This is a genomic window from Xenorhabdus sp. SGI 60 (assembly GCF_056632175.1).
In genome coordinates this window covers 3,379,724-3,405,389 of record NZ_CP196860.1, presented here as the reverse complement: position 1 = coordinate 3,405,389, position 25,666 = coordinate 3,379,724, and the positions used below count along the sequence as shown (strand labels likewise).

29 protein-coding genes and 5 pseudogenes are annotated in these 25,666 nt (G+C 50.1%); 24 read left to right on the top strand and 10 right to left on the bottom strand.

All coding sequences use genetic code 11. The features are described 5' to 3' along the window. Positions 1-173 precede the first annotated feature (173 nt). Genes ACSJJG_RS16160 through ACSJJG_RS16150 form a run of 3 tightly spaced genes read left to right on the top strand, consistent with a single transcriptional unit; the run spans position 174 to position 1,178 of the window. On the top strand, positions 174-413 hold the full coding sequence (locus tag ACSJJG_RS16160; RefSeq protein WP_481089891.1) for a tyrosine-type recombinase/integrase: 240 nt from the start codon (positions 174-176) through the stop codon (positions 411-413). After that, complete coding sequence (locus tag ACSJJG_RS16155; protein ID WP_481089890.1) at positions 397-750, top strand: tyrosine-type recombinase/integrase; 354 nt, start codon at positions 397-399, stop codon at positions 748-750. Before ACSJJG_RS16160 ends, ACSJJG_RS16155 begins: the two co-directional genes overlap by 17 nt. Positions 751-779: 29 nt before the next feature. Continuing rightward, the gene (locus ACSJJG_RS16150; protein ID WP_481089889.1) at positions 780-1,178 is read left to right on the top strand and encodes a hypothetical protein; all 399 of its coding nucleotides are present in this window, start codon (positions 780-782) and stop codon (positions 1,176-1,178) included. A 512-nt stretch (positions 1,179-1,690) separates the two neighbouring features. On the opposite strand, the gene ACSJJG_RS16145 is transcribed toward ACSJJG_RS16150, so the two are convergent. After that, positions 1,691-2,011 (bottom strand): SymE family type I addiction module toxin, encoded by a 321-nt coding sequence (locus ACSJJG_RS16145; RefSeq protein WP_481090457.1) that lies wholly within the window; start codon positions 2,009-2,011, stop codon positions 1,691-1,693. 282 nt (positions 2,012-2,293) lie between these two features. After that, positions 2,294-2,458: a hypothetical protein gene (locus ACSJJG_RS16140; protein WP_481089888.1), complete on the bottom strand. Its 165-nt coding sequence runs from the start codon at positions 2,456-2,458 to the stop codon at positions 2,294-2,296. Positions 2,459-2,559: 101 nt separating this feature from the next. Between ACSJJG_RS16140 and ACSJJG_RS16135 the strand changes: the two are divergent. The 4 genes and pseudogenes from ACSJJG_RS16135 to ACSJJG_RS16120 all read left to right on the top strand — a co-directional run bounded on the left by ACSJJG_RS16135 (position 2,560) and on the right by ACSJJG_RS16120 (position 6,446). Next, positions 2,560-5,300 (top strand): annotated as a pseudogene (locus ACSJJG_RS16135) (CHC2 zinc finger domain-containing protein). A gap of 237 nt (positions 5,301-5,537) precedes the next feature. Further along, positions 5,538-5,933 carry a hypothetical protein gene (locus ACSJJG_RS16130; RefSeq protein WP_481089887.1) on the top strand — a complete coding sequence of 132 codons (396 nt, stop codon included), beginning with the start codon at positions 5,538-5,540 and terminating at the stop codon, positions 5,931-5,933. Between the two features lies 1 nt (position 5,934). After that, positions 5,935-6,225: a tyrosine-type recombinase/integrase gene (locus ACSJJG_RS16125; protein ID WP_481090458.1), complete on the top strand. Its 291-nt coding sequence runs from the start codon at positions 5,935-5,937 to the stop codon at positions 6,223-6,225. Then, positions 6,147-6,446, top strand: a complete 300-nt coding sequence (locus ACSJJG_RS16120) for a tyrosine-type recombinase/integrase (RefSeq protein ID WP_481089886.1) — start codon at positions 6,147-6,149, stop codon at positions 6,444-6,446. The genes ACSJJG_RS16125 and ACSJJG_RS16120 overlap by 79 nt, the downstream gene beginning before the upstream one ends. A 160-nt stretch (positions 6,447-6,606) precedes the next feature. Here the strand turns inward: ACSJJG_RS16120 and ACSJJG_RS16115 are convergent, their stop codons facing one another. Further along, entirely contained in the window at positions 6,607-6,801 is a 195-nt protein-coding gene (locus ACSJJG_RS16115) for a hypothetical protein (protein ID WP_481089885.1), read from the bottom strand. 131 nt (positions 6,802-6,932) lie between these two features. On the opposite strand from ACSJJG_RS16115, the gene ACSJJG_RS16110 reads away from it, so the two are divergent. Next, positions 6,933-7,316, top strand: a complete 384-nt coding sequence (locus tag ACSJJG_RS16110) for a hypothetical protein (RefSeq protein ID WP_481089884.1) — start codon at positions 6,933-6,935, stop codon at positions 7,314-7,316. A 325-nt stretch (positions 7,317-7,641) separates the two neighbouring features. Here the strand turns inward: ACSJJG_RS16110 and ACSJJG_RS16105 are convergent, their stop codons facing one another. Beyond that, on the bottom strand, positions 7,642-7,962 hold the full coding sequence (locus tag ACSJJG_RS16105; protein ID WP_481090457.1) for a SymE family type I addiction module toxin: 321 nt from the start codon (positions 7,960-7,962) through the stop codon (positions 7,642-7,644). Between the two features lie 535 nt (positions 7,963-8,497). Here ACSJJG_RS16105 and ACSJJG_RS16100 point away from each other — a divergent pair. Beyond that, positions 8,498-11,149 (top strand): annotated as a pseudogene (locus ACSJJG_RS16100) (CHC2 zinc finger domain-containing protein). A gap of 448 nt (positions 11,150-11,597) precedes the next feature. Here the strand turns inward: ACSJJG_RS16100 and ACSJJG_RS16095 are convergent. After that, positions 11,598-11,888 carry a hypothetical protein gene (locus ACSJJG_RS16095; protein WP_481090489.1) on the bottom strand — a complete coding sequence of 97 codons (291 nt, stop codon included), beginning with the start codon at positions 11,886-11,888 and terminating at the stop codon, positions 11,598-11,600. Here ACSJJG_RS16095 and ACSJJG_RS16090 point away from each other — a divergent pair. The 6 genes and pseudogenes from ACSJJG_RS16090 (at position 11,821) to ACSJJG_RS16065 (ending at position 15,688) form a co-directional block, all read left to right on the top strand. Further along, the gene (locus ACSJJG_RS16090; protein ID WP_481089883.1) at positions 11,821-12,060 is read left to right on the top strand and encodes a tyrosine-type recombinase/integrase; all 240 of its coding nucleotides are present in this window, start codon (positions 11,821-11,823) and stop codon (positions 12,058-12,060) included. The two genes, ACSJJG_RS16095 and ACSJJG_RS16090, sit on opposite strands and share 68 nt — an antisense overlap. Further along, positions 11,993-12,580 carry a tyrosine-type recombinase/integrase gene (locus ACSJJG_RS16085; protein ID WP_481089882.1) on the top strand — a complete coding sequence of 196 codons (588 nt, stop codon included), beginning with the start codon at positions 11,993-11,995 and terminating at the stop codon, positions 12,578-12,580. The genes ACSJJG_RS16090 and ACSJJG_RS16085 overlap by 68 nt, the downstream gene beginning before the upstream one ends. Positions 12,581-12,599: 19 nt before the next feature. After that, on the top strand, positions 12,600-12,815 hold the full coding sequence (locus tag ACSJJG_RS16080; RefSeq protein WP_481089881.1) for a hypothetical protein: 216 nt from the start codon (positions 12,600-12,602) through the stop codon (positions 12,813-12,815). Between the two features lie 518 nt (positions 12,816-13,333). Next, positions 13,334-13,417: pseudogene (locus ACSJJG_RS16075) on the top strand (RHS repeat-associated core domain-containing protein); the annotation flags it as partial. A gap of 455 nt (positions 13,418-13,872) precedes the next feature. Further along, entirely contained in the window at positions 13,873-15,138 is a 1,266-nt protein-coding gene (locus ACSJJG_RS16070) for an IS4 family transposase (protein WP_282885521.1), read from the top strand. A gap of 130 nt (positions 15,139-15,268) precedes the next feature. Next, positions 15,269-15,688: a hypothetical protein gene (locus ACSJJG_RS16065; protein WP_189761459.1), complete on the top strand. Its 420-nt coding sequence runs from the start codon at positions 15,269-15,271 to the stop codon at positions 15,686-15,688. Positions 15,689-15,767: 79 nt separating this feature from the next. Here the strand turns inward: ACSJJG_RS16065 and tnpA are convergent, their stop codons facing one another. Beyond that, positions 15,768-16,196, bottom strand: coding sequence for an IS200/IS605 family transposase (gene tnpA, locus ACSJJG_RS16060; RefSeq protein ID WP_189761458.1), 429 nt, complete (start codon positions 16,194-16,196; stop codon positions 15,768-15,770). A 159-nt stretch (positions 16,197-16,355) separates the two neighbouring features. Beyond that, positions 16,356-16,478, bottom strand: coding sequence for a hypothetical protein (locus ACSJJG_RS16055; protein WP_262985604.1), 123 nt, complete (start codon positions 16,476-16,478; stop codon positions 16,356-16,358). A gap of 24 nt (positions 16,479-16,502) precedes the next feature. Between ACSJJG_RS16055 and ACSJJG_RS16050 the strand changes: the two are divergent. Further along, positions 16,503-16,716 (top strand): annotated as a pseudogene (locus ACSJJG_RS16050) (RHS repeat-associated core domain-containing protein); the annotation flags it as partial. Between the two features lie 264 nt (positions 16,717-16,980). Here the strand turns inward: ACSJJG_RS16050 and ACSJJG_RS16045 are convergent. Beyond that, positions 16,981-17,223 (bottom strand): SymE family type I addiction module toxin, encoded by a 243-nt coding sequence (locus tag ACSJJG_RS16045; protein WP_282885594.1) that lies wholly within the window; start codon positions 17,221-17,223, stop codon positions 16,981-16,983. Here ACSJJG_RS16045 and ACSJJG_RS16040 point away from each other — a divergent pair. From ACSJJG_RS16040 to ACSJJG_RS16025, 4 genes and pseudogenes are all read left to right on the top strand, one after another. After that, the gene (locus ACSJJG_RS16040) at positions 17,215-17,442 is read left to right on the top strand and encodes a TNT domain-containing protein (RefSeq protein ID WP_189759813.1); all 228 of its coding nucleotides are present in this window, start codon (positions 17,215-17,217) and stop codon (positions 17,440-17,442) included. The genes ACSJJG_RS16045 and ACSJJG_RS16040 overlap by 9 nt on opposite strands. Positions 17,443-17,459: 17 nt before the next feature. Beyond that, on the top strand, positions 17,460-17,696 hold the full coding sequence (locus ACSJJG_RS16035) for a hypothetical protein (protein WP_189759812.1): 237 nt from the start codon (positions 17,460-17,462) through the stop codon (positions 17,694-17,696). 260 nt (positions 17,697-17,956) lie between these two features. Next, positions 17,957-18,279, top strand: a pseudogene (gene tnpB / locus ACSJJG_RS16030) (IS66 family insertion sequence element accessory protein TnpB). After that, complete coding sequence (locus ACSJJG_RS16025; protein WP_189759811.1) at positions 18,276-18,692, top strand: hypothetical protein; 417 nt, start codon at positions 18,276-18,278, stop codon at positions 18,690-18,692. The pseudogene tnpB and the gene ACSJJG_RS16025 overlap by 4 nt, the downstream one beginning before the upstream one ends. A gap of 72 nt (positions 18,693-18,764) precedes the next feature. On the opposite strand, the gene ampG is transcribed toward ACSJJG_RS16025, so the two are convergent. Together ampG and ACSJJG_RS16015 are read right to left on the bottom strand one after the other, a co-directional pair. Continuing rightward, entirely contained in the window at positions 18,765-20,294 is a 1,530-nt protein-coding gene (gene ampG, locus ACSJJG_RS16020) for a muropeptide MFS transporter AmpG (RefSeq protein ID WP_481089880.1), read from the bottom strand. Positions 20,295-20,365: 71 nt separating this feature from the next. After that, a complete protein-coding gene (locus ACSJJG_RS16015) occupies positions 20,366-20,944 on the bottom strand; it encodes a lipoprotein (protein WP_481089879.1) in 579 nt (192 codons plus the stop codon). Positions 20,945-21,205: 261 nt separating this feature from the next. On the opposite strand from ACSJJG_RS16015, the gene bolA reads away from it, so the two are divergent. The 4 genes from bolA to clpX all read left to right on the top strand — a co-directional run bounded on the left by bolA (position 21,206) and on the right by clpX (position 25,534). Further along, positions 21,206-21,529, top strand: a complete 324-nt coding sequence (bolA, locus tag ACSJJG_RS16010) for a transcriptional regulator BolA (RefSeq protein ID WP_481089878.1) — start codon at positions 21,206-21,208, stop codon at positions 21,527-21,529. Between the two features lie 393 nt (positions 21,530-21,922). After that, positions 21,923-23,227, top strand: coding sequence for a trigger factor (gene tig / locus ACSJJG_RS16005; RefSeq protein ID WP_481089877.1), 1,305 nt, complete (start codon positions 21,923-21,925; stop codon positions 23,225-23,227). Between the two features lie 271 nt (positions 23,228-23,498). Further along, complete coding sequence (clpP, locus tag ACSJJG_RS16000) at positions 23,499-24,122, top strand: ATP-dependent Clp endopeptidase proteolytic subunit ClpP (protein WP_481089876.1); 624 nt, start codon at positions 23,499-23,501, stop codon at positions 24,120-24,122. A gap of 140 nt (positions 24,123-24,262) precedes the next feature. Further along, a complete protein-coding gene (gene clpX / locus ACSJJG_RS15995) occupies positions 24,263-25,534 on the top strand; it encodes an ATP-dependent protease ATP-binding subunit ClpX (RefSeq protein WP_481089875.1) in 1,272 nt (423 codons plus the stop codon). The last annotated feature ends 132 nt before the right edge of the window (positions 25,535-25,666 follow it).

Sequence of the window (25,666 nt, the reverse complement as noted above, 5' to 3'; positions counted from 1 at the left end):
CCTGCGTAATCTGTTCAGTTGGGCTGGCGAACGGCAACACCTGCTGTACAACCCGGCGCAATGGTGTTGCCGGCAGGAGCGGCGTCTGCCATGGGGCATGCTGAATGAGCAGGAAACCCGGCAGGTTTTAGCCCTGACTGAGCAGAGTCACGCTGGGGTTGCGCGATCGCGCCATGATGGAAACGGTATGGAGCACAGGCCTGCGGCGCTCAGAAGCCCAGCGGTTACAGGTCAGTGACATTGACTTTGCCGCCGGCGCGCTGTTTGTCCGGCAGGGCAAGGGGCGCAAAGACCGGGTTGTTCCCTTCGGCGAGTCGGCGCGCCACTGGCTGCAACGTTACCTGAATGAGGTGCGCCCGCGTCTGGTCTGGGAAAAAAGATCCGGGCTATCTGTTCGTGTCACAACACGGTAATGCGCTGGCCGATGGCACCCTGACCCAGATAGTGCGCAATGCGTTGCATCGTGCCGGGATCGATAAACCGGGCGCGTGTCACCTGTTCCGGCATGGCATGGCGACCCAGATGTTAGAAAATGGGGCAGATACACGGCACATTCAGGCGATACTGGGTCATGCCAGTCTGGAATCGACGCAAATTTATACCCATGTTGCCGTCGGACACTTAAAAGAAGTGCATAAGCAGACCCACCCGGCAGAGCGGACGCCAGAGAGCCGCTCAGCCCGTGCCAGCAGTGAGCCGGATGCCGAACCGACGCCACAGAACACCGGACAGCCCGGCCGTCCCCGTTGAGTTCGCTGGGATCGGCGCGGGGGCAGACCGTGGCCGGACTGCCCGTCAGCCCCGGCGCTCGCGGGGGTACGTGGGCAATGGGCAGCGTGGGCTGTAGTGTCCCCGTTCAGTCAGTGCAGGCCGCCCAAAGCCCACTCAACATAATGCAGGGAGATTGTGCGCAACTCGCCGGGGGGCCACACTGTCCCGAACCCCCTTGGGGAGCGGCTCGCAACGCACAATCTGCATTATGTCTGGCGCCCCCGCTTATCAGCATCGCAAGGTGCACCGCACAAGGCTGCGCCTTCTGCTGTCAGCTTCTGAGCCAGTCCTCAGCAAAAACCCGTTCTTCTTTAGCTGCCTTGCGTTGTTCCGGCAAACTTCCCGGTAGGCAGGTCGGCCTGCGGCCTCCGCGTTTACCTCCCCCGCCCCAACCCCGCTGCGACTGACTGCGCCCGGCTCGCAGTCGCTGTGCTCCTCGCTCGTTACTGTGCTCGCCATCTTTGCCCCATGCAGCCCCCGCAGGGGGCTTCCCTTGAGTAAAGTGCCCTCAACAAAACCGATCACAATCTTCGGCTTCCGTGCCTGAGAGCGTCGCAATGCGCCGCTGGCGGGTTCTTTGCCACCCGCACCCGCAGAACGTGCGCCCGCCGCCCAAACAAGTTGGGCCGCGTTCGCCCGTTGCCGAAAGTGAAAAACCGCACAAAATCAGGTTGTTCAGCTCATCACAAGGAAAACAGGAAGCTATACTGCATAACGGCTTGCGGCGGTAGCAGGGCAAACGCGCCAAACAATCCCAAAAAGGGCAGTCGGGGTAAAAAGATTAATAATCGGGGCAAAGAAAAATCGGCTCAAAATCTGCCACTTCGGAAGCCTTGCCCTGTGCGGGCTGGTGAAGCCCGGCGGGTATGACTGCCTCCGAGATGATGCCCTCTTTTTAAGAGCAGCTCACTCCCTGCCCTTAGTTGCTGTTGTAGTCGCCAAGCAGTTCCCGCATTCTGAGCTTAATCTCACTGAGCTGGTCTTGCTGGCGCTGGTACTGTTGCTTGATGGTGCGGGTGTCGTCACTGTCAGGAATAAGCACCAAACAGCCGTCCATAATCTTGACGGTGAGGGTACAACCTTTATCAAACCCAGCCGCCTTAAGCCACTGGCCTTTCAGGTGTATCGCAGGCGGAGCGGTGGCCTTGTTATTTTGCGGCACGTATCCCACGGTGTAATAACGTTCTGTTTTTGTCGCTTTATTTACTGCACGGTTTTGCTTAGAATGCGCCTTAGCCATCATTCAACTCCTAATTAGTTGGTTGTGGTGAGCGGCGTTGGTGTGTTACCAGCACACCATCGCCGCGAAATTATCTCATTGTACCTACTTGCCAGTTTTTCCATTTTTGCTAAGCATTGTTACCAAGCTCTCCATTAAACAACCAGCGCTTGTTCTGGCTTAATGTTGCTCAAAGCCTGAAACTCTAGGGTTAAATGCTATCTTAGGCTGTGGCTCAATGTCTTCAAATAACCAAAGAATCAACACTCATCTGGAGTACCTGAGCAATCTTTTACCACCGTATCAAGCTGTGGCACTGAAATCCCACTCTTCATAAAAGCCTTTTACTGCCAATAAATCCGCCAGTCGTGCCTGATCATCTTGCGTAGCTTCTCTTGCTTCACGGAGGCGAGTTGAGACTGTAGCCATACCGTTCTCACTTAACCAATTTTGAAATGATACGGTCATGGTAACCCTGCCTCTAAAAAACCCTTGACGATGTATACATAATAGATACTTTAATAATGCCACTTCAATGATCTATTGACAGGTTTTTAAAGGACTATGAAATGGCTCGCATTCCCGACGCAGAATTACAGCACCTGAAATCCGCTGTCTCCTTAGTTGCCGTTATTGAGCAGCAGGGACGGCAGTTGTTTAAGCGCGGCAAAGACATGACCGTGCTGTGCCCGTTCCATGAAGAGAAAACGCCCTCGATGGTCATTACCCCGTCGAAAAATCTCTATCACTGCTTTGGCTGCGATGCGGGCGGGTCGGTGCTCGACTGGGTGATGAAAACGGAGAATTTAAGCCTGCGCCATGCCGCCGAACGCTTAAAGGCCGTGCTGGGACACAATCCGGCGGTGGAGCCGCTGGCAGCGGTGCCGTCGGTGGCCGGAGGGGAACGGGCGGCAGGCGCTGTTGCAGCGGGTGATCACCTTTTATCACCAGACACTGCTGAATGCGCCGGAAGCGCTGGCCTACCTGAAAAAACGCCGCCTTGATCATCCTGAGCTGGTCAGCCAGTTTAAACTGGGCTTTGCCAACCGCACTCTGGGTTATCGCTTGCCGGATAAAAAAACCAAGGCCGGAGCGGAGATCCGCGCGCAGTTGCAGACCATTGGCCTATTGCGGGACAGCGGGCACGAACACTTCAGCGGCTCGCTGGTTGTGCCGGTGATCGGTCTGGAGGGGCAGGTGCTGGAGATGTACGGGCGTAAAATCTCCGATCGCTTGCGGGCAGGCACACCGCTGCATCTGTATTTACCGGGTGAGCATGGCGGCGTCTGGAATGAAGCGGGGCTGATCGGTTCGGCGTCCGTTATCTTGTGTGAATCGCTGATCGATGCCATGTCCTTCTGGTGTGCGGGCTTCCGCAATGTCACCTGTTCCTATGGCGTTCACGGCTTTACCGACGCCCATCGGGAAGCCCTCCGGCAACATGAGGTGCAACAGGTCTACATTGCCTATGACAATGATAACGCGGGCAATGACGCGGCGGTGCGGCTGGCGTCAGAGCTGCAACTGGCCGGGCATGGATGTCTGGCAGGTGGTGTTCCCCAAAGGCCGCGATGCCAATCGTTTTAGCTGCGAGGTGGCTAACCCGGAAACGGCCTTCGGTCAGGTGTTGGTCCGTGCCAGCACAATGCTCGGCAGAAACGAAGACCCAGCGGGCAGACGCCAATCCGCGGGTAGACTGCGCCAGCGCCGCATTAGTGCCGGAGCCGGGCGTGGTGACAACGCTGGAGGCCAACGGCGATATCGTTATCCGGCAGGACACAGGAGTGGCGGTTGCGCGGGGTGCCGCCGAAAATCGGGGCGGTAATGAAAATCAATGTGCAGTTATTAGACAAAAAAAGCGGCGCGCTGTTCGTCGATAGTCTCGATATCCTGAGCGCCCGGGCGCGTTCGGGGTTCGTGCGGCAGGCAAGTCAGGAGCTGGCACTGCCGGATACGCTGATCAAGCGGGCACTGGGGCGGGTGTTACTGGTGCTGGAGCAACGTTCGTGGATGGCAGGCAGAGACGGCGCAGGCCGCCAACTCGTTGAGTGTCGGTGAGCAGCAGTCTGCTTTGATGTTGTTGCAAGATCCGCGTTGGTCAGCCGTATTACCACTGATTTAGCCGCCTGTGGCGTGGTGGGTGAATCGACCAACCTGTTGGCCGCTTATCTGGCGGCGGTGAGCCGAAAGTTGCCCAAACCCTTAGCCGTCCTGATCCAGAGCAGCAGCGCCGCCGGCAAGAGCAGCCTGATGGATGCGGTGCTCAATTTGATCCCGGAAGAAGAACGCATCCAGTACAGCGCCATGACCGGCCAGAGCCTGTTTTATCTCGGTGAAACCCCTCTCCAGCACAAGATTTTAGCTATCGCGGAAGAAGAAGGTGTGCGGCAGGCAGCGTATGCGCTCAAGCTGTTGCAGAGTGACGGCGAACTAACGATGGCAAGCACGGGTAAAGACGAAGCGACGGGCAATCTGGTGACGAAAAGCTACACCGTCAAAGGTCCGGTGATGCTGATGCTCACCACCACCGCCATTGATGTGGATGAAGAGCTGCTCAATCGTTGTCTGGTGCTGACGGTCAACGAATCCCGCGAACAAACCGAAGCTATCCATGCGGTACAGCGCCAGAAGCAGACACTCGCCGGCTTGCTGGCTGAGAACGAGCGCGACTATCTGACACAACTTCACCAGAACGCCCAGCGGCTGCTGAAACCGCTGAATGTGGTCAACCCCTATGCCAGCCGACTCACCTTTATGTCTGACAAAACCCGTACCCGCCGCGACCATATGAAATACCTGACGCTCATTCAGAGTATTGCCCTGCTGCACCAGCACCAGCGGGACATCAAAACGGCTGAGCATCGCGGCAAGAAGCTAGAATACATCGAAGTGACCCAAGACGATATCCGGCTTGCCAATCAGTTGGCGCATGAAATCTTAGGCCGGACACTGGACGAAATGCCGCCGCAGACGCGCAAGCTGTTATTGCTGATCCAGGCGTGGGTCAGGAACAGCGGCCAGCTCCAAGACCATGAAATGCGGTTTACCCGCAAGCAGTTACGGGATGCGGTACAGTGGGGCGATACCCAGCTCAAAGTGCATCTCTCACGACTGGTTGAAATGGAATACCTGTTGCTGCACCGTGGGCGACGTGCATCTTCGCCATATGAACTGCTGTTTGACGGCGACGACAGCGACACCGCGCACCTGTGCGGCCTGATTGAACCCAACAGTATGACGTGCTCAGGTCGGGTTAAAAACTAAGCAGTCGCCCTCTGGTCGGGGTTCAGTCGGCAGTCGGTCGGAATAGCAAAATTATCACAACGGTAGGCACAGTAAGGCTTTATCGAAAAGCGGTCGGACAACTTCAAAAAACACTGTTCCCGGCACCTTCATTTAACCCCCATCGTAACCGTATTCCTGCTCACACAGAAAGGAGCTTCTCATGGCATCGACAACATCAGACAACAACCTGAGGACACTGGAAACACCTTGACGCCCTGCGCTACACACGGCACAACCCGGCAGCACTGATAGAAGCGATCTGATGCAGTTCGCCCGCTGGTGTGAGAACGAACGGGGAATAACCCTGCACAGGTCACAGGTGATTTCCGCTGGAAAGCTGGCAGCGGGGACTGTCTGCCCGAAAAACCGGGGTCAGCCGCTCACGGGCAGCACCATCAGCGAAAAAACTGACCCACCTGCGTACTGTCGGTTGAGCTGGCGAAGCGGGCAACACCAAACTGCTGTACAACCCGGCGCAAGGGCTGGAGCTGCCCGGCAGGAGCGGCGTCTGCCATGGGGCATGCTGAATGAGCAGGAAACCCGGCAGGTTTTAGCCCTGACTGATGAGAGTCAGCTGGGGTTGCGCGATCGCGCCATGATGGAAACGTTATGGAGTACAGGCCTGCGGCGCCAAAAACCAGCGGTTACAGGTCAGTGACATTGACTTTGCCGCCGGCGCGCTGTTTGTCCGGCAGGGCAAGGGGCGCAAAGACCGGGTTGTTCCCTTCGGCGAGTCGGCGCGCCACTGGCTGCAACGTTACCTGAATGAGGTGCGCCCGCGTCTGGTCTGGGAAAAAGATCCGGGCTATCTGTTCGTGTCACAACAACGTAATTCCGCTGGCCGATGGCACCCTGACCCAGATAGTGCGCAATGCGTTGCATCGTGCCGGGATCGGATAAACCGGGCGCGTGTCACCTGTTCCGGCATGGCATGGCGACCCAGATGTTAGAAAATGGGGCAGATACACGGCACATTCAGGCGATACTGGGTCATGCCAGTCTGGAATCGACGCAAATTTATACCCATGTTGCCGTCGGACACTTAAAAGAAGTGCATAAGCAGACCCACCCGGCAGAGCGGACGCCAGAGAGCCGCTCAGCCCGTGCCAGCAGTGAGCCGGATGCCGAACCGACGCCACAGAACACCGGACAGCCCGGCCGTCCCCGTTAGTCGCTGGGTTCGGCGCGGGGCAGACCGTGGCCGGACTGCCCGTAAGCCCCGGTGCCCGCGGGGGTACATGGGCCATGGGCAGTATTGTCCCCAGTTCCCCATCAGTCAGTGCAGGCCGCCCAAAGCCCACTCAACATAATGTAGGGAGATTATACGCCACTCACCGGGCAGCGCCGCCGCCAGCCAGCGGCTCGTAAAGCGGCTCGCAACGTATAATTGCATTATGTCTGGCGCCCCCGCTTATCAGCATCGCAGAGGTGTAGCCGCACAAGGCTACGCCTTCTGCTCTAACCGCCGGAACCCATGCCTGCCAAACACCGCGCCGACCCTGAGCACCGAGCCAGACGATAGGCAAAAACACCTCTTCTTTAGCTGCCTTGCCTTGCTCAGGCCAACAACCCGGTAGGCAAGTCGGCCTGCGGCCTCCGCGTTGACCTCCCCCGCCCCGACCCCGCTGCGACTGACTGCGCGCGGCTCGCAGTCGCTATGCTCCTTGCTCGTTACCGTGCTCGCCATCTTCGCCCCGTGCAGCCCCCGCAGGGGGCTTCCCTTAGTAAAGTGCGCTCAACAAAACCGATCACATTCTTAGGCTTTCGTGCCTCAGAGCGTCGCAATGCGCCGCTGGCAGGCTCTTTGCCACCCGCACCCGCAGAACGTCCGCCCACCGCCCAACAAGCCGGGCCGCGTTCGCCCGTTGCCGAAAGTGAAAAACCGCACAAAAACCGGCTGTTCAGTCAATCACAAGAAACAGGGCGCTATACTGCACCACAGCTTGCGGCGGTAGCAGGGCAAACGCGCCAAACATCCCAAAATAGGCCAAATGTACACCGGCGTAGCCGCGGGGTCGGAATAAAAATGATTCAAAGATGATAGGCAAAGAATAAATCGGGTCAAAACCGTCTGACCACTTCGGAAGCCTTCAGACCCCTGCTGCGGGCTGGGGTGAAGCCCGGCGGGTATGTACTGACCTCCGAGATGAATTGACCCTTAGAAAATAAAAAAAAAAAAAAAAAAAACAAAAAAAAGAGGACATAGCAATGAGTGCGCTTAAAATGATATAAAAAAGAGAATATTGATTAAAATAAACAAAAACAAGAAATTAATTTTAATGTTAAAAAAACAAAAAATCTTTCGAAAAATAAAGAAAAATAAAAACCAGAAACAAATCTTTTTAAGAGCAGCTCACTCCCTGCCCTTAGTTGCTGTTGTAGTCGCCAAGCAGTTCCCGCATTCTGAGCTTAATCTCACTGAGCTGGTCTTGCTGGCGCTGGTACTGTTGCTTGATGGTGCGGGTGTCGTCACTGTCAGGAATAAGCACCAAACAGCCGTCCATAATCTTGACGGTGAGGGTACAACCTTTATCAAACCCAGCCGCCTTAAGCCACTGGCCTTTCAGGTGTATCGCAGGCGGAGCGGTGGCCTTGTTATTTTGCGGCACGTATCCCACGGTGTAATAACGTTCTGTTTTTGTCGCTTTATTTACTGCACGGTTTTGCTTAGAATGCGCCTTAGCCATCATTCAACTCCTAATTAGTTGGTTGTGGTGAGCGGCGTTGGTGTGTTACCAGCACAATCGCCGCGAAATTATCTCATTGTCCTACTTGCCAGTTTTTCCATTTTTGCTCCTTGTTACCAAGCTCTCCATTAAACACCAGCAGCTGTTCTAGCTGAATGTTGCTCAAAGCCTGAAACTTAGGGTTAAATCGCTATCTAGGCTTTGGGTCATGACTTCAAATAACCAGAGCATCAACTCTCATCTGGAGTATCTGAGCAATCTTATACCACCGTATCAAGCTATGGTACTGAAATCCCGCCTTCATAGCGTTTTACTGCCAAAATAAATGCCGCCAGTCGTGCCTGAGTCATCTTGCGTAACCTTTTTGCTTCACGGAGGCAAGATGAGACTGTACCATACCGTTCTCACTTAACCAATTTTGAAATGATACGGTCATGGTAACCCTGCCTCTAAAAAACCCTTGACGATGTATACATAATAGTACTTTAATAATGCCACTTCAATGTCTATTGACAGGTTTTTAAAGGACTATGAAATGGCTCGCATTCCCGACGCAGAATTACAGCACCTGAAATCCGCTGTCTCCTTAGTTGCCGTTATTGAGCAGCAGGGACGGCAGTTGTTTAAGCGCGGCAAAGACATGACCGTGCTGTGCCCGTTCCATGAAGAGAAAACGCCCTCGATGGTCATTACCCCGTCGAAAAATCTCTATCACTGCTTTGGCTGCGATGCGGGCGGGTCGGTGCTCGACTGGGTGATGAAAACGGAGAATTTAAGCCTGCGCCATGCCGCCGAACGCTTAAAGGCCGTGCTGGGACACAATCCGGCGGTGGAGCCGCTGGCAGCGGTGCCGTCGGTGGCGGAGGGGAACGGGCGGCAGGCGCTGTTGCAGCGGGTGATCACCTTTTATCACCAGACACTGCTGAATGCGCCGGAAGCGCTGGCCTACCTGAAAAAACGCCGCCTTGATCATCCTGAGCTGGTCAGCCAGTTTAAACTGGGCTTTGCCAACCGCACTCTGGGTTATCGCTTGCCGGATAAAAAAACCAAGGCCGGAGCGGAGATCCGCGCGCAGTTGCAGACCATTGGCCTATTGCGGGACAGCGGGCACGAACACTTCAGCGGCTCGCTGGTTGTGCCGGTGATCGGTCTGGAGGGGCAGGTGCTGGAGATGTACGGGCGTAAAATCTCCGATCGCTTGCGGGCAGGCACACCGCTGCATCTGTATTTACCGGGTGAGCATGGCGGCGTCTGGAATGAAGCGGGGCTGATCGGTTCGGCGTCCGTTATCTTGTGTGAATCGCTGATCGATGCCATGTCCTTCTGGTGTGCGGGCTTCCGCAATGTCACCTGTTCCTATGGCGTTCACGGCTTTACCGACGCCCATCGGGAAGCCCTCCGAGCAACATGGGTGCAACAGGTCTACATTGCCTATGACAATGATAACGCGGGCAATGACGCGGCGGTGCGGCTGGCGTCAGAGCTGCAACTGGCCGGGCATAATGTCTGGCGTGGTGTTCCCCGAAGGCCGCGATGCCAATCGTTTTAGCTGCGAGGTGGCGAACCCGGAAACGGCCTTCGGTCAGGTGTTGGCGTCCGCACAATGGCACGATGCGGCAGAAAGACGGCCCGGGCGCCAGACGCCAGATCCGCTGCGTCAGACTGCGCCAGCCCCATTAGTGCCGGAGCCGGGCGTGGTGACAACGCTGGAGGCCAACGGCGATATCGTTATCCGGCAGGACGACAGGAGTGGCGGTTGCGCGGGGTGACGCCGAAAATCGGGGCGGTAATGAAAATCAATGTGCAGTTATTAGACAAAAAAAGCGGCGCGCTGTTCGTCGATAGTCTCGATATCCTGAGCGCCCGGGCGCGTTGGGGTTTCGTGCGGCAGGCAAGTCAGGAGCTGGCACTGGCTACGCTGATCAAGCGGTCACTGGGGCGGGTGTTACTGGTGCTGGAGCAATGGCAGCAGATGGCGGCGCGGCAGCCGGCGCAGGCCGCCAATTTGAGTGTCGGTGAGCAGCAGTCGCTTTGATGTTGTTGCAAGATCCGGCGTTGGTCAGCCGTATTACCACTGATTTAGCCGCCTGTGGCGTGGTGGGTGAATCGACCAACCTGTTGGCCGCTTATCTGGCGGCGGTGAGCCGAAAGTTGCCCAAACCCTTAGCCGTCCTGATCCAGAGCAGCAGCGCCGCCGGCAAGAGCAGCCTGATGGATGCGGTGCTCAATTTGATCCGGGAAGAAGAACGCATCCAGTACAGCGCCATGACCGGCCAGAGCCTGTTTTATCTCGGTGAAACCCCTCTCCAGCACAAGATTTTAGCTATCGCGGAAGAAGAAGGTGTGCGGCAGGCAGCGTATGCGCTCAAGCTGTTGCAGAGTGACGGCGAACTAACGATGGCAAGCACGGGTAAAGACGAAGCGACGGGCAATCTGGTGACGAAAAGCTACACCGTCAAAGGTCCGGTGATGCTGATGCTCACCACCACCGCCATTGATGTGGATGAAGAGCTGCTCAATCGTTGTCTGGTGCTGACGGTCAACGAATCCCGCGAACAAACCGAAGCTATCCATGCGGTACAGCGCCAGAAGCAGACACTCGCCGGCTTGCTGGCTGAGAACGAGCGCGACTATCTGACACAACTTCACCAGAACGCCCAGCGGCTGCTGAAACCGCTGAATGTGGTCAACCCCTATGCCGCCCGACTGACCTTTATGTCTGACAAAACCCGTACCCGCCGCGACCATATGAAATACCTGACGCTCATTCAGAGCATTGCCCTGCTGCACCAGCACCAGCGGGACATCAAAACGGCTGAGCATCGCGGCAAGAAGCTAGAATACATCGAAGTGACCCAAGACGATATCCGGCTTGCCAATCAGTTGGCGCATGAAATCTTAGGCCGGACACTGGACGAAATGCCGCCGCAGACGCGCAAGCTGTTATTGCTGATCCAGGCGTGGGTCAGGAACAGCGGCCAGCTCCACCATGAAATGCGGTTTACCCGCAACCAGGATTACGGGAGCGGTACAGTGGGGCGATACCCAGCTCAAAGTGCATCTCTCACGACTGGTTGAAATGGAATACCTGTTGCTGCACCGTCGCGGCCTGACGTTCGTCTATGAACTGCTGTTTGACGGCGACGACAGCGACACCGCGCACCTGTGCGGCCTGATTGAACCCTGACAGGGCAGGTATGACGTGCTCTGGTCGGGTTAAATAGCTAAGCAGTCGCCCTCTGGTCGGGGTTCAGTCGGCAGTCGGTCGGAATAGCAAAATTATCACAACGGTAGGCACAGTAAGGCTTTATCGAAAAGCGGTCGGACAACTTCAAAAAACACTGTTCCCGGCACCTTCATTTACCCCATCGTAACCGTATTCCTGCTCACACAGAAAGGAGCTTCTCGGCATCGACAACATCACACGACAACCCCGAGGACTACTTGGAAACACCTTGACGCCCTGCGCTACACACTGGCAAACCCGGCACGCACTCGGGAAACCAACTGAAAGCAATCTGATGCAGTTGCGGCTGGTGTGAAAACGAACGGGGAATAACCCTGCAAAGCTCAGCAGGTGAGCTTTCCCGGCTGGAAAGCTGGCAGCGGGGACTGTCTGCCCCGAAAAAACGGGCTCAGCCGCTCACGGGAAGCACCATCAGCGAAAAAGCTGACCCACCTGCGTAATCTGTTCGGTTGGCTGGCGAAGCGGCAACACCTGCTGTACAACCCGGCGCAAGGGCTGGAGCTGCCCGGCAGGAGCGGCGTCTGCCATGGGGCAGTGCTGAATGAGCAGGAAACCCGGCAGGTTTTAGCCCTGACTGAGGACAATCACCCGCTGAGGGTGCGGAATGCGCCATGATGGAAACGTTATGGAGTACAGGCATGCGGCGCTCAGAAGTCCAGCGGTTACAGGTCAGTGACATTGACTTTGCCGCCGGCGCGCTGTTTGTCCGGCAGGGCAAGGGGAGCAAAGACCGGGTTGTTCCCTTCGGCGAGTCGGCGCGCCACTGGCTGCAACGTTACCTGAATGAGGTGCGCCCGCGTCTGGTCTGGGAAAAAAGACCGCGGCTATCTGTTTGTGTCACAACAAGGTAATGCGCTGGCCGATGGCACCCTGACCCAGATAGTGCGCAATGCGTTGCATCGTGCCGGGCGGATCGATAAACCGGGCGCGTGTCACCTGTTCCGGCATGGCATGGCGACCCAGATGTTAGAAAACGGGGCAGATACACGGCACATTCAGGCGATACTGGGTCATGCCAGTCTGGAATCGACGCAAATTTATACCCATGTTGCCGTCGGACACTTAAAAGAAGTGCATAAGCAGACCCACCCGGCAGAGCGGACGCCAGAGAGCCGCTCTGCCCGTGCCAGCAGTGAGCCGGATGCCGAACCGACGCCACAGAACACCGGACAGCCCGGCCGTCCCCGTGAGTCGCGTGGCGGGGCAGACCGTACCGGCATGCACGGTGCCAGCGGGGGTAAATGGGCCATGGGCGGTAGTGTCCCCGTTGCCATTCAGTCAGTGCAGGCCGCCCAAAGCCCACTCAACATAATGTGGGGGGATTATACGCCACTCACCGGGCAGCGCCGCCGCCAGCCAGCGGCATCGTAGAGCGGCTCGCAGCGTATAATTGACATTATGTCTGGCGCCCCCGCTGATCGGCATCGGAGGGTGTGGCGCACAAGGCTACGCCTTCTGCTCTAACCGCCGGAACCCATGCCTGCCAAAAACCGCGCCGACCCTGAGCACCGAGCCAGACGATAGCAAAAACACCTCTTCTTTAGCGGCCTTGCCTTGCTCAGGCCAACAACCCGGTAGGCAAGTCGGCCTGCGGCCTCCGCGTTGACCTCCCCCGCCCCGACCCCGCTGCGACTGACTGCGCGCGGCTCGCAGTCGCAGGCGCCTTGCTCGTTACCGTGCTCGCCATCGCCGCCCCGTGCAGCCCCCGCAGGGGGCTTCCCTTAGCAACCCGGCGCGGTCATGCAAAACCGATACCTTCTTAGGCTATCGTGCATCAGAGCGTCGCAGGGCGCCGCTTGCAGGCTCTATGCCACCCGCACCCGCAGAACGAGCGCCCACCGCCCAGCAAGCCGGGCCGCGTTCGCCCGTTGCCGATGAAAAACCGCACAAAAACCGGCTGTTCAGTCAATCACAAGGGAAAAGGGGCGCTATACTGCACCACAGCTTGCGGCGGTAGCAGGGCAAAAAGCGCACCGGGGCAACATCGCAAAACAGGCCAAAAGTGCACATCGGCGTTTTAGGTTCGCGGGGATGGACGGAACAGGTAAAAATGGTTCTTTAACAAGCTGATAGTCAAAGAAAAAATCGCTTAAAACAGTATGACCGCACCGGAATCGTTCCTAAGACCCGATAGGGTTGATGGGAGGCTTAAATCCTTACGGATATGTTCACAACCCTACCAATTTTATTGATCCATTTGGATTAGCAGGCGACAATTGTGGCAATATCAAACAGAATGTTCTTGATAATATTGCAGCAAGTAAGACTGCCAGAGAGTCTTCTCATTTCCCTAGAGCACCGCGATCAGCAGAAGAAGCAGCCGATCGTGCTCTGGCAGCAGGAAAAGTGTCTGGTGCATCGGCTGAACTAAGAATAGGAAACCGAGTCTTTACTGGTATTAGTGGGGAAACAGTTCCCCAAAATTCAAAAGTTACAGGTGTCTTAATGGGAACACCACCTACCCACCGAGCACCTTGGCATGGTGGATGTGCTGAAATATCCTGTCTTGATCAGGCGCTTAATGCTGGAGTTAAAGTTGAAGATCTAACAACGGCTCATATACAGGATCTTAAGCATTAACTGTATATTTTAGATAGAAAAAAGGCTTCATTTATGATCTGATAATCGTCGCCAAACTAATACCAAAACCACGGATGAAGCCTGTGACGATTATTGCTATAAAACACCAGTTAATGCAATTTTTTAGTGATGTTTCTTTGCAAAAGATAGCGTTTGGCTGCGGATTTACTCAACGCATTAGAAATATTGAACCCCGCACATTGCTGCTTAGCCTGATTACGGCGCTCAGCACAGATAAAATCACCTCCATTGCCCAATTACATCAGAAGTTTAATGGCTTGTGCCCTGAGATTCGGCAACAAGTCAGTTACCGACCCTTTTACAATCAATTACGTAAACCGGCCTTTGAGGAATTTGTGAAAATTATTGTCAGGTTTGTCATGGCACAGTGGGTTGAAAAACACGTCGCGATACCGAAAAAATTAGCTCAATTTCAAAATGTTATTTTACAAGATGGGAGTTCATTTAAAGTGCATCCTGCGCTCGCGGAAGTTTTCCCCTCTCGATTCAAAACAACCTCTGCCGCCATTGAATGCCATATGACGATGTCGTTATTGAGCCAGACACCAACAGGAATGGCGGTGACGGCCGATACCGCGTCTGAACGCGCTCATTTGCCTGCACCGGCCACATTACGCGGGCAACTCTTGCTTGCGGATGCAGGATATCCGGCTTTTGATTATTTTGAACAACTCTCCCATTTTGGCGCGGCATTTATTGTCAGGGGAAGCCAATCGCTGAATTCTCAGATTATCACCGCGCACACTGGACAAGGGAAACCGCTGCGGAAACTGGCCGGAAAAACCTTAAAAGAAGTCACCCGCAGAACCAACCGTTCAGAAGTCTTGGATCTGTGCTGTCGGAGAAAGGGCTATGAATTCCGGATCATCCGTCGCTGGTTTGCAGAAAAGAAGCGGTTCTGTATTTGGCTGACAAACTTACCACCAGAGGAATTTACCGCGAATGACATTATGGACATTTATCGTTGCCGCTGGCAGGTCGAGTTGTTATTCAAGGAATTGAAATCACACACAAACTGGCACGGATTTACCACCCGAAAAGCGTCGTTAGTCACTGGGCTTGTCTGGTCAAGTTTGCTCGCGTTGCTGGTCAGGCGGACAATGGCAAGACGACTATTTCCAGACGCTTCTTTGCTAAAAGCAGCAAAAAATACGGATATGTGGTTACGGCCAATAATAGAAAATTTGATCCAACGAGCGTGGTCGGAAACCGGTTTTTTACTGGAAAAGGCGAGGGAATATTTATGCCGGAATGCTTTCAAAACACCGCAAAGAAAATCATGTAAAAACAAAACATTGGAGGCGTGTTTTGAAAGGCTTAATTCTTAAGATCCGGTATATGAACAACGGCTACATCTAAAGCCTTAAATATAGGTACTTCAGGAGTAGCACATAAATCGCCTAAACCCGCGTGTGCAAGTTGTAGTTATGTGTTGAAATATTTTGGGGTAAAATTTGAATGACAGTAAGTATTGGTTTAATTAAATGGCCTGAAGATAGTAAGTCATGTGTTCAGTTATATTTGAATTTCTTACTAAAAGTAACTGATATGTTAAATATAAATTTTGAGGGTTGTGAGAATGATCCTATTCAAATTACACGTGAATACTTAAAAGATAGTAAAACCGAAGATGAGAGAGAAGCTGTGCTATCATTTTGGTGGAATTATATTGATAGCAATGATGGAATTAGAAATTTTAAAGATAAACCGCTTGTAATGGCGCGATTAGCTATCTGCTTTTTATCAATAAAAGAAAAAGATATTCCAGAAATAGGTGAGCATCTATCATGGTTCCTTGAGGTTCTAGGGTTTTTAGGCTTAAATCTATCTAAAGTTGTTGCTTTTATGGGTGAATATTTTGAATTTAACCCAAGATAACTGAACAACCACCGACTAAAGTCGGTGGGTTAGTGATTAACGGACTGAAAGTCCGGATACGCGTCGGCTAAACGACGCGTCAATCGTCCATTCTGAAATTATCATCCGGGTTCGGTTCAAAATGATGCTCCAGATAGGCCCTTATCATCTCATCCGTTAATTGACCCACCGTGGCACAAAAATAGCCTCTACCCCAAAAATGTTGACCCCAGTATCGCTTTTTCAGATGCGAAAATTCTTCAAACAACTTACTCGCTGTCCTTCCCTTCAGTCTCCTCATGATTTCTGAGGGCGCTAATGTCGGAGGACTACTCACCAGTATGTGAATATGGTCTTTGCTTACTACGCCCTTTAATATCCTGATTTCAAACGTTTCACATGTCTGACGGACTAATTCCCGTACCCGTATAGCCACTTCACCTGTCAGCACTTTGTACCTGTATTTTGTTACCCACACAAAATGATATTCAATCTGGAATACTGTGTGACTGCCGTATCTGTAATCCATGTTGCACCTCCAGTACAACACAGTATTGCAGCTAAAGCTGACCGACTAAAGTCGGTGGTTTTAACCTTTCATATGGAAGAATAAACTATGAAATAACGCCGGAAAGATCCCCGTGATCTTCCGGCTTTCTTCATTTTTAGAGCTGCCCAGTCCTTACCCTTAGCAGCTTTTGTATTCCCCAATCAGTTCCCGCATCCGTAGCTTAATGTCACTGAGCTGGTCTTGCTGGCGCCGGTACTGTTGCTTGATGGTGCGTTGGTCGTCGCTGTCAGGAATGAGCACTAAACAGCGATCCAGTATCACTTCCGGTTTATGGGGCAGTGCGAAGATACGGAATCGGGGGTTATACTATAACCGGTTTCGATATTACTCGCCGGAGACGGGGCAGTATATTTCGCCGGACCCCTTGGGGCTGGCAGGCGGATTTAACCAGTATGGCTATGTTGATAACCCGGTTAAGTATGTAGATCCACTGGGATTAATAAAAAGTTGTCCTCCTCCAGAAATAAGAGGCACTCAAACTGGATTTAGGAATCCACAACAAATAGACGGCATAAAAAGAGATATGCTTAATGGATCTTTTGATTTTCAAAATATAGAAAAGAGGATTGGTGGATATCTAAATAGGTTTTCATAATACTGAGAGTATCAGATGTTGGAGTTCCTTACGGCGCGCGGGGTAAGGAATACTCCTATTATTTTGAAACGCTATTTATTGATTAAAGCCGGAAGATCTTGAAGATCCTTCCGGCTTTCTTTGTTAAGAGCCGCTCACTCCCTGCCCTTAGCGGCTTGTGTAGTCGCCAAGCAGTTCTCGCATTCGCAGCTTAATTTCACTGAGCTGGTCTTGCTGGCGCTGGTACTGTTGCTTAATGGTGCGAGTGTCGTCGCTGTCAGGAATGAGCACCAGACAGCCGTCCATAATTTTAACGGTCAGTGTGCCGCCAATATCGAATCCAGCCTGTTTAAGCCATCTTCCCGCTAAATTTATCGCGGGTCTGGGGTTCGGCCTGCCGTTTTGCGGCACGTATCCCACGGTGTAATAACGTTCGGTTTTGGCGGCCTTATTTACCGCGCGGTTTTTGTAGTTAAAAAGCCTATAACTGTTGATGCAGGAGAGATCACTCCTTGGTTTGGTTATCCGGGACGAGGAATACAGTACGATTTACCTAAAAAAGTTAATGAATTAATAGCTGATGGTTCATTAGAAAAAATCTCAGTGACAGGTAAACCCATTCCATTTTAAATTAATTAGGCATATCAATGAATAAAGAAGAACTGAGAACACGTTTAAAAGAAAATAAAATCTCATCATCTTACTACTCACTTGAGGGAGGAGCTCCTGATAATAGAATTTGCCTTACTTATGAAGATGGATACTGGCTAGTCTATCATGCAGAAAGAGGGGCGCGTAGTTGGGTAGAATCATTTGAAAAAGAAGAAGATGCATGCCAACGTTTTTGGGAATATGTGTCTGATACAAAAAAAATGTATGGATAAAACACAAAGCCGGAAGAGATCCTCGTGATCTTCCGGCTTTCTTCTTTTTTAAGAGCGACTCAGTCCCTACCCTTAGTTGCTGTTGTAGTCGCCAATAGTTCCCGCATTCTCAGTTTAATATCGCTGAGCTGGTCTTGCTGGCATCGGTACTGTTGCTTGATGGCGCGGGTGTCGTCGCTGTCAGGAATGAGCACCAGACATCTAAAGCCTTAAATATAGGTACTTCAGGAGTAGCACATAAATCGCCTAAACCCGTCGATATGCGCCGGGGAATTGATGCCCTGACCCAGCTATTGAACGGTTAAACCTGCGCTGGCAGGAAGAAGCGGCGTTTGTTTTTTGCAACAAGGCCCGCTCCCGCCTCAAGGTGTTGCGCTGGGATCGCCATGGGGTCTGGTTGTGCACCCGCCGTTTGCACCGGGCCTATTTTGTCTGGCCAAAACAGGGGGAACGCAGCTGGGTGATGACGCCCGCTCAGTTTGACTGGCTTAAACCTGAAAACATATTAGGTGCAAGACCAGTCAATGCCGATGGGGAAATGTGGGACTATACTATTTTAAATCCAAAGAGGTATGGAAAATGACGGACATTGATAAAAGAAAAATCAAAATAATCGTAAACGGAAAAACAGAAGAAGCTGAATTGCATTTGATCACTTCTCCTGATAGGCATTGTTGCTTAAGAATATTTCATAATAATAATCAGTTGGCGGAATCAAATAATGCTGATTATTTTTCATGTTTTGTTGATTTAAGAAACCAATTAAAAGATATAATTTTTCTTTGCAAGGGTGCAAAAATAAATGTATACCCATCTGGCATGATGATAGATATGGGCTTAGGTAAAGTAGCCTATGAAAATACATTAGGTCAGCGAGCCAAATCTGAAGATACAGTTCATATATTTGATTTCGAAGATAAAGATGTTGATGTTACTCCAGAAGAACAAAGAGGATTTCACTATCAATGGATTGAATCATTCCGACACAAAAACTGATTCATTAGTGTAGATTAAGCCGGAAAGATCCCCGTGCTCTTCCGGCTTTCTTTTTTAGAGCTGCTCAGTAGATTAAGTGAGCTTACTTTTCTTTAATGCCAAATAATCCAATATTCCTCCTGAAAGAAGGCCTAAAATTCCTATGATTATGCTCCAGGATAACAGTGGGGATATCCACTCACTGATTTTATGCAGATATAGAATATATTCCGGCGATATAGTGTATATCAGAGATACTAAATGAATGATGATAAACAGTATGCTGCTGATAATTAACCAAGTTACAAACATCAGAGCAGCTAATGCCATGATAATAAAAGTAAATTTATAAGTATTCTTGAATAGTGTTCGGGGAATAAAGCTATCATTTTTTTCAGAATAAGCCAGTGTCTTACGACAAGCGAACAACAACACAAGCCCCGGTAACCCGATAACAACAGAAAATAAGTAGAACGTTGACCAGCCATAGGCTTCGGCAAACCATCCCGCTACAGGGCCAACATAAACGCGGCCAACTGCTGATAATGCAGAAAGTAACGCGAACTGTGTTGCCGAAAATGATTTGTTACACAAGGTCATGAGAAGGGCAACAAAAGCGGCTGTTCCCATGCCACCACAGATATTTTCCAGAAAAATCGCAGCTCCCATGACATAGATGTCTTTAGGCGTAACAGCAAGTATCCAATAACCCAAGTTTGAAATGGTTTGAAGAATGCCAAATATCATCAGGGCACGGAACAGACTCATCCTATGCATCAAATAACCACCGTACAATGCGCCGATAATGGTTGCGGCGAGTCCGAGGGTTTTATTGATCATACCGACTTCGGCTGGATTGAAACCAACACCCCGAATCAGGAAAGGGGTGCTGAGTGAGAGAGCAAAAGCATCTGTCAGTTTGTACAGTACAATCAGTAGCAGAATAAGCCAGGCATTGTTGCGGCCGAAAAAGTCAGACAATGGTTCGAGTACCGCTTGACGTAATGTTTTTGGCGGTGCTGTATTAATTTCTGGTTCTTTGGCGGTAAACGTGGCATAAACACCAATCAGCATCAGGCCTGCCATAACCCAATACATATTTTGCCAGCCGATATAGGTGGCAAGCAGCAAGGCAAGCCCACCAGAAACCAGCATAGCCAACCGATAACCCAGTACGGAAACGGCGGCACCTGATCCGCGTTCTTCTTGTGACAGTAAGTCGGTTTTATAGGCATCAAAAATAGTATCTTGGGAAGCGGAGAAGAATGCAACAGCAACAGCCAATGCAGCAAGCCACCATAAATGTTGAGAAGGTTGAAGAAACCCCATTGCGGCAATACTGACTATCAATAAAAGTTGAGTTGTGAGCATCCATCCCCGTCGGCGCCCTAAAAAGGACGGGGTATACCGATCCATTGCGGGCGCCCAGAGAAACTTAAAAACATAGGCTTGACCAACCAAAGTGAAAAAACCGATAGTTCGGATATCGACATTTTCGACAGTCATCCATGCTTGTAACGTGCCAGCCGTGAGCGCAAGAGGTAGACCTGAGGCAAAGCCCAGTAACAGAAGGGTTCGATAGTTGCGTAATGCAGATAGGTTTAAATAACGGTGGTTAGTCATGGGCCTCCCAAAACTTTCCGCATACTCTCTAATTTTGTCAGAATTAGGCAGAAAGTTTGTTCATTATCCTGTTAGTGGACGTTTTGTTTGATAAAGGTGCTGATTGACGCATCCTGAGCCATGTCTGCAATCACATCAGATAAGACAGTATTGACTGCATCAGCAATTTTTGTGTTTGTTGCTGCCAATGGTCCCTGAGCATTGTAGTTGGTACGATAATTTTTGATTTGTTTACTACCGTCTTGAGCATAAGCAATGATAGAGATTTCAGCTTTGGCTGAAATATCATGACGAAGACTGCCTTCTTTCACATTGGCGTAGAGTTGATTGACAACGACCTGCAAATTGGCATTGGCGGGAGAGCCAATCATATAGCCGCGAGCTACCATTTGTTTTTCCAGCGCTTCTTGTAGTAAGAAGCGTAAATCACGGGAAGGAACCAAGGTAACTAATCGCGCATTACGATTAATTTGGGCCAGGGCTTGAGATTGACGATGGTCGACCCCACTAATACTGACGGTAATCGCTTTCATGGTTGGATCTGCTGGTGGCAGAGCAATTTTAGGTTGAATAGCTAATGTGTTGCCTGAGTCTGCACAGCCAGATAAAAAGAAAAGCGTAATCAATGGAATAAATATTTTCTTTAGCATGTAGGTTTTCTCAATTCAAGATTCGGATATTCAATATTAATACTGATAATTTAAACCGTAGTTTAAACCGCCGTAATCATAGCATCGCCATGGGTAACGGCATATCCCTGATGATTGAAACATGGTTTGAAATATCGAGAGAAATACCTGACGTAAATTCTGTTAAGGAGATTTGATTACCCTGATGTTATAAATCACGGGAAATAATCTAAAATCAATAATGTGGTTGATAAATAACCTTTGGTGTTTTAGGAGAATGGGATGGTTCGTCAAGAAATAGAAACAAAGTTACAGGCGGCATTTCAGCCTTCTCATCTGGAAGTGACCGATGAAAGTTATCGTCACAATGTGCCAGCGGGTTCTGAAAGCCATTTTAAAATTATTATCATAAGCAATGAATTTGTTGAACAAAGAATGCTTAGTCGCCACCGCTCAGTATATAGCGTCTTGGCTAAAGAATTAGAGGAAGGTGTACATGCTTTGGCACTGCATACTTATACGGAAAAGGAGTGGGCAGAACTAGCAGACACTGTTCTGGCTTCTCCGGCATGTCGCGGTGGAAGTACGACGACATCAAACTTGTGATTTTTCGAGTTAATCTCATAGCTTGTTTGTCTCTATTTTATTAATCTCGATTTAATTTTAGCTAGCAGCCTTCGGGCTGTATTTTTGTTTATATGCATATTGCATAAAAGTATCATCATAAACAATATCATGACGTAGTCATTGAGCAACGTTTATCACATAAATTAACGAATCATGCATGCTTTTGTCTGCAATTCTCGACTCATACTGTCTGCGCCGCTATAATGCTGCGTCTAAATTTTTAGAATGGTTTCGGGACGCTTCTGATCACAGGGATTCTCGGTTTTTAAATGCGACCGCCCCGGTTCTTAAAGAGTACTGCAATCCGCTTGTTTTAAGCTTTGCAGCCATTCTGAAGTTGACCGAGCACTATGATTTTTTTGAGGTAACAAGATGCAAGTTTCTGTTGAAACCACTCAAGGCCTTGGGCGTCGTGTGTCAATCACCGTTCCTGCTGCCGATATCGAAAAAGCAGTTGACAGTGAACTGGTTAATGTAGCAAAGAAAGTCCGTATTGATGGCTTTCGTAAGGGCAAAGTGCCAATGAAGATCGTTAAGCAGCGTTATGGCGCTTCTGTTCTTCAGGATGTTCTGGGTGATCTGATGCAGCGCAATTTCATCAATGCGATCATTGAGCAGAAAATCACTCCAGCAGGTGCACCAAGCTACAAACCTGAACAGTTTAAAGAAGGTGAAGATTTCACTTACGCAGTTGAATTTGAAGTTTATCCAGAAATTGAACTGAAAGGTTTAGAAGAAATTGAAGTTGAAAAACCTGTTGTTGAAGTAAAAGATGCAGACGTTGACAACATGCTGGACACGCTGCGTAAACAGCAGGCAGATTGGAAAGAAACCGATGAAGCAGCGGCTGCGGAAGATCGTGTCACTGTTGATTTCACTGGCTCCATTGAGGGTGAAGAATTCGAAGGCGGTAAATCAACTGATTTCGTTCTGGCAATGGGCCAGGGCCGTATGATCCCAGGTTTTGAAGATGGTATCGTTGGTCACAAAGCAGGCGAAGAATTTACTATCGATGTGACTTTCCCAGAAGATTACCATGCAGAAAATCTGAAAGGTAAAGCTGCAAAGTTCGTGATCAACTTGAAAAAAGTTGAACAGCGTGAACTGCCAGAGCTGACTGAAGAGTTCATCAAGCGTTTTGGTATTGCTGATAGTACTGTTGACGGTTTGCGTGCCGAAGTTCGCAAGAACATGGAACGTGAACTGAAAAATGCTGTTCGCAACAACATCAAAACTCAGATTCTGGACGGTCTGGTTAAGGCTAACGAAATTGAAGTTCCTGCGGCTGTTGTTGATGGTGAAATTGATGTACTGCGTCGTCAGGCTGCTCAACGTTTTGGCGGTAGCGAAACACAAGCTCTGGAACTGCCACGTGAACTGTTCGAAGAGCAGGCTAAACGCCGTGTTATTGTTGGCTTGCTGTTAGGCGAAGTTATCAGTAGTAATGAGCTGAAAGTCGAAGAAGATCGCGTTACTGCGTTGATCGAAGAGATGGCAGCCGCTTATGAAGATCCAAAAGAAGTTGTAGAATACTACAGCAAAAATAACGAAATGATGAACAACATTCGCAACATTGCTCTGGAAGAGCAGGCTGTTGAACTTGTTCTGAGCAAAGCGAAAGTTTCTGAAAAAGAAACTGGCTTCAATGAACTGATGAATCAAAATCAATTGGCATAAGTTTCATTTATTGATTGCCTGAGATGATGAAACCTCACTCTCAATGAAGTGAATCGAAGTAAACCCGCAGGCTATGCTTGCGGGTTTTTTTATTGTTCTTGAAAAAAACAGATTTAACCTCATATCCTTTCTTACTATTATGTAAGGGCTTACTACTTTTTAGAAGGGGAAAAGCCCCTTGTTAGTTAACTTTGGATCATGGTCATCATCACTTATCTCAAGTAGAATCAGTTATGAGTGGCACCAGCGTGAGTTCTATTAGGAGACGGAAATGTCATACAGTGGCAAGCAAGATCAATATGCACCTAACATGTCTTTGGTGCCGATGGTGGTTGAACAAACAGCACGTGGCGAGCGTGCATTTGATATCTTCTCCCGTTTATTAAAGGATCGTATTATTTTTCTGACTGGGCCTGTTGAAGATCATATGGCGAACTTGATCGTTGCCCAAATGCTATTCTTGGAAGCAGAAAACCCAGAAAAAGATATTCATTTATATATTAACTCACCAGGTGGGGTTATTACGGCAGGCATGTCTATTTATGACACGATGCAGTTTATCAAACCCGATGTGAGTACTATTTGTATGGGGCAGGCCTGTTCAATGGGAGCATTCCTGCTGACCGCTGGAGCAGAAGGGAAGCGTTTCTGTCTGCCAAATTCCAGAGTTATGATTCACCAGCCATTAGGTGGTTTCCAGGGACAGGCGACTGATATTGAGATCCATGCGCAGGAAATCCTCAAGGTGAAAACGCGTATGAACGAATTGATGGCGAAACATACCGGACAGCCACTTGAGAAGATCGTTAAGGATACAGAACGCGATCGTTTCTTGTCAGCCGAAGAATCCGTAGAATACGGGTTGGTTGATAGTATATTCACCCAGCGCAGCTAATTATTAATTAATTTATTACTCCGATGCTAGCCTTTTCTCTAAGCGTTTCTTGATGTTGACGCCAAACTAGGCGGAGTAATAGCGTTTTTTCTGTTATGCCAGACAAACTGGGATAACAGTTCATAAAGTGAGGTTGACTGATGACAGATAAGCGCAAAGACGGTTCAGGAAAGCTGCTGTATTGCTCTTTCTGCGGGAAAAGCCAACATGAAGTACGGAAATTAATAGCCGGCCCGTCAGTGTATATCTGCGATGAATGTGTCGATTTATGTAACGATATCATTCGCGAAGAAATTAAAGAGCTAATACCACATCGTGAGCGTAGCGCATTGCCGACTCCTCATGAAATTCGCCAACATCTGGATGATTATGTTATCGGCCAAGAAACAGCGAAAAAAGTGTTAGCAGTTGCGGTCTATAACCATTACAAAAGATTGCGTAATGGTGACTCCACGAACGGTGTGGAACTCGGCAAAAGTAATATTCTGTTAATTGGCCCGACAGGTAGCGGTAAGACGTTGTTGGCAGAGACATTAGCTCGCTATTTAGACGTTCCGTTTACTATGGCTGACGCCACGACATTAACCGAAGCGGGTTATGTCGGGGAAGATGTAGAAAATATTATCCAGAAACTGCTGCAAAAATGTGATTACGATGTGCAGAAAGCACAACGTGGTATCGTGTATATTGATGAAATTGATAAAATTTCCCGTAAATCTGATAACCCATCAATTACTCGCGATGTGTCAGGAGAAGGGGTTCAGCAGGCCCTGTTGAAACTGATTGAAGGCACTGTGGCAGCGGTTCCTCCTCAAGGTGGTCGTAAGCATCCACAGCAGGAATTCTTGCAAGTTGATACGTCCAAAATTCTGTTTATCTGCGGCGGTGCGTTTGCCGGCTTGGATAAAGTTGTCAGCCAGCGTTTGAATGTCAGTTCAGGTATTGGTTTTAGTGCTACAGTTAGGGGTGAATCAGAGAAAGCGACAGAAGGTGAATTGCTGTCTGAGGTTGAACCGGAAGATTTGATTAAATTTGGGTTAATTCCTGAATTCATTGGTCGTCTGCCCGTCGTGGCAACGCTGACCGAACTTAATGAAGAAGCACTGATCCAGATCCTACAGGAACCGAAAAACGCGCTGACCAAACAGTATCAGGCCCTGTTTAACCTTGAGGGTGTTGAACTGGAGTTCAGAAAAGAAGCATTGACTGCCATAGCGAAAAAAGCAATGGCACGTAAAACGGGTGCTCGTGGTCTTCGTTCAATTGTTGAGGATGTTTTACTGGATACAATGTACGATCTGCCATCAATGGAACATGTAGAGAAAGTCGTCGTTGATGAAACGGTTGTTGAAGATAACTCCGCACCATTATTGATATATAGCAAGCCGGATGCCCAAGTTTCTGGTGAGTGAAGAAATGGGGTATAGGAAGCACCGATTATCAATACGCATTGAAAAAACAAATGAGGGATTCTCCCTCATTTTGTTTTTTGCCGATATAGGCTATTGAATGTCAGATTCCTGTCCCCATATATTTTATATTCT

Excerpts from the sequence above, each read along its gene's own strand:
- ACSJJG_RS16160 (WP_481089891.1), top strand. The coding sequence starts at position 174 with ATGATGGAAACGGTATGGAGCACAGGCCTGCGGCGCTCAGAAGCCCAG.
- ACSJJG_RS16145 (WP_481090457.1), bottom strand. The coding sequence starts at position 2,011 with ATGGCTAAGGCGCATTCTAAGCAAAACCGTGCAGTAAATAAAGCGACA.
- ACSJJG_RS16140 (WP_481089888.1), bottom strand. The coding sequence starts at position 2,458 with ATGACCGTATCATTTCAAAATTGGTTAAGTGAGAACGGTATGGCTACA.
- ACSJJG_RS16130 (WP_481089887.1), top strand. The coding sequence starts at position 5,538 with ATGCAGTTCGCCCGCTGGTGTGAGAACGAACGGGGAATAACCCTGCAC.
- ACSJJG_RS16120 (WP_481089886.1), top strand. The coding sequence starts at position 6,147 with ATGCGTTGCATCGTGCCGGGATCGGATAAACCGGGCGCGTGTCACCTG.
- ACSJJG_RS16110 (WP_481089884.1), top strand. The coding sequence starts at position 6,933 with ATGCTCCTTGCTCGTTACCGTGCTCGCCATCTTCGCCCCGTGCAGCCC.
- ACSJJG_RS16105 (WP_481090457.1), bottom strand. The coding sequence starts at position 7,962 with ATGGCTAAGGCGCATTCTAAGCAAAACCGTGCAGTAAATAAAGCGACA.
- ACSJJG_RS16090 (WP_481089883.1), top strand. The coding sequence starts at position 11,821 with ATGATGGAAACGTTATGGAGTACAGGCATGCGGCGCTCAGAAGTCCAG.
- ACSJJG_RS16095 (WP_481090489.1), bottom strand. The coding sequence starts at position 11,888 with ATGTCACTGACCTGTAACCGCTGGACTTCTGAGCGCCGCATGCCTGTA.
- ACSJJG_RS16085 (WP_481089882.1), top strand. The coding sequence starts at position 11,993 with ATGAGGTGCGCCCGCGTCTGGTCTGGGAAAAAAGACCGCGGCTATCTG.
- ACSJJG_RS16065 (WP_189761459.1), top strand. The coding sequence starts at position 15,269 with ATGACAGTAAGTATTGGTTTAATTAAATGGCCTGAAGATAGTAAGTCA.
- tnpA (WP_189761458.1), bottom strand. The coding sequence starts at position 16,196 with ATGGATTACAGATACGGCAGTCACACAGTATTCCAGATTGAATATCAT.
- ACSJJG_RS16035 (WP_189759812.1), top strand. The coding sequence starts at position 17,460 with ATGAATAAAGAAGAACTGAGAACACGTTTAAAAGAAAATAAAATCTCA.
- ACSJJG_RS16025 (WP_189759811.1), top strand. The coding sequence starts at position 18,276 with ATGACGGACATTGATAAAAGAAAAATCAAAATAATCGTAAACGGAAAA.
- ampG (WP_481089880.1), bottom strand. The coding sequence starts at position 20,294 with ATGACTAACCACCGTTATTTAAACCTATCTGCATTACGCAACTATCGA.
- ACSJJG_RS16015 (WP_481089879.1), bottom strand. The coding sequence starts at position 20,944 with ATGCTAAAGAAAATATTTATTCCATTGATTACGCTTTTCTTTTTATCT.
- bolA (WP_481089878.1), top strand. The coding sequence starts at position 21,206 with ATGGTTCGTCAAGAAATAGAAACAAAGTTACAGGCGGCATTTCAGCCT.
- tig (WP_481089877.1), top strand. The coding sequence starts at position 21,923 with ATGCAAGTTTCTGTTGAAACCACTCAAGGCCTTGGGCGTCGTGTGTCA.
- clpP (WP_481089876.1), top strand. The coding sequence starts at position 23,499 with ATGTCATACAGTGGCAAGCAAGATCAATATGCACCTAACATGTCTTTG.
- clpX (WP_481089875.1), top strand. The coding sequence starts at position 24,263 with ATGACAGATAAGCGCAAAGACGGTTCAGGAAAGCTGCTGTATTGCTCT.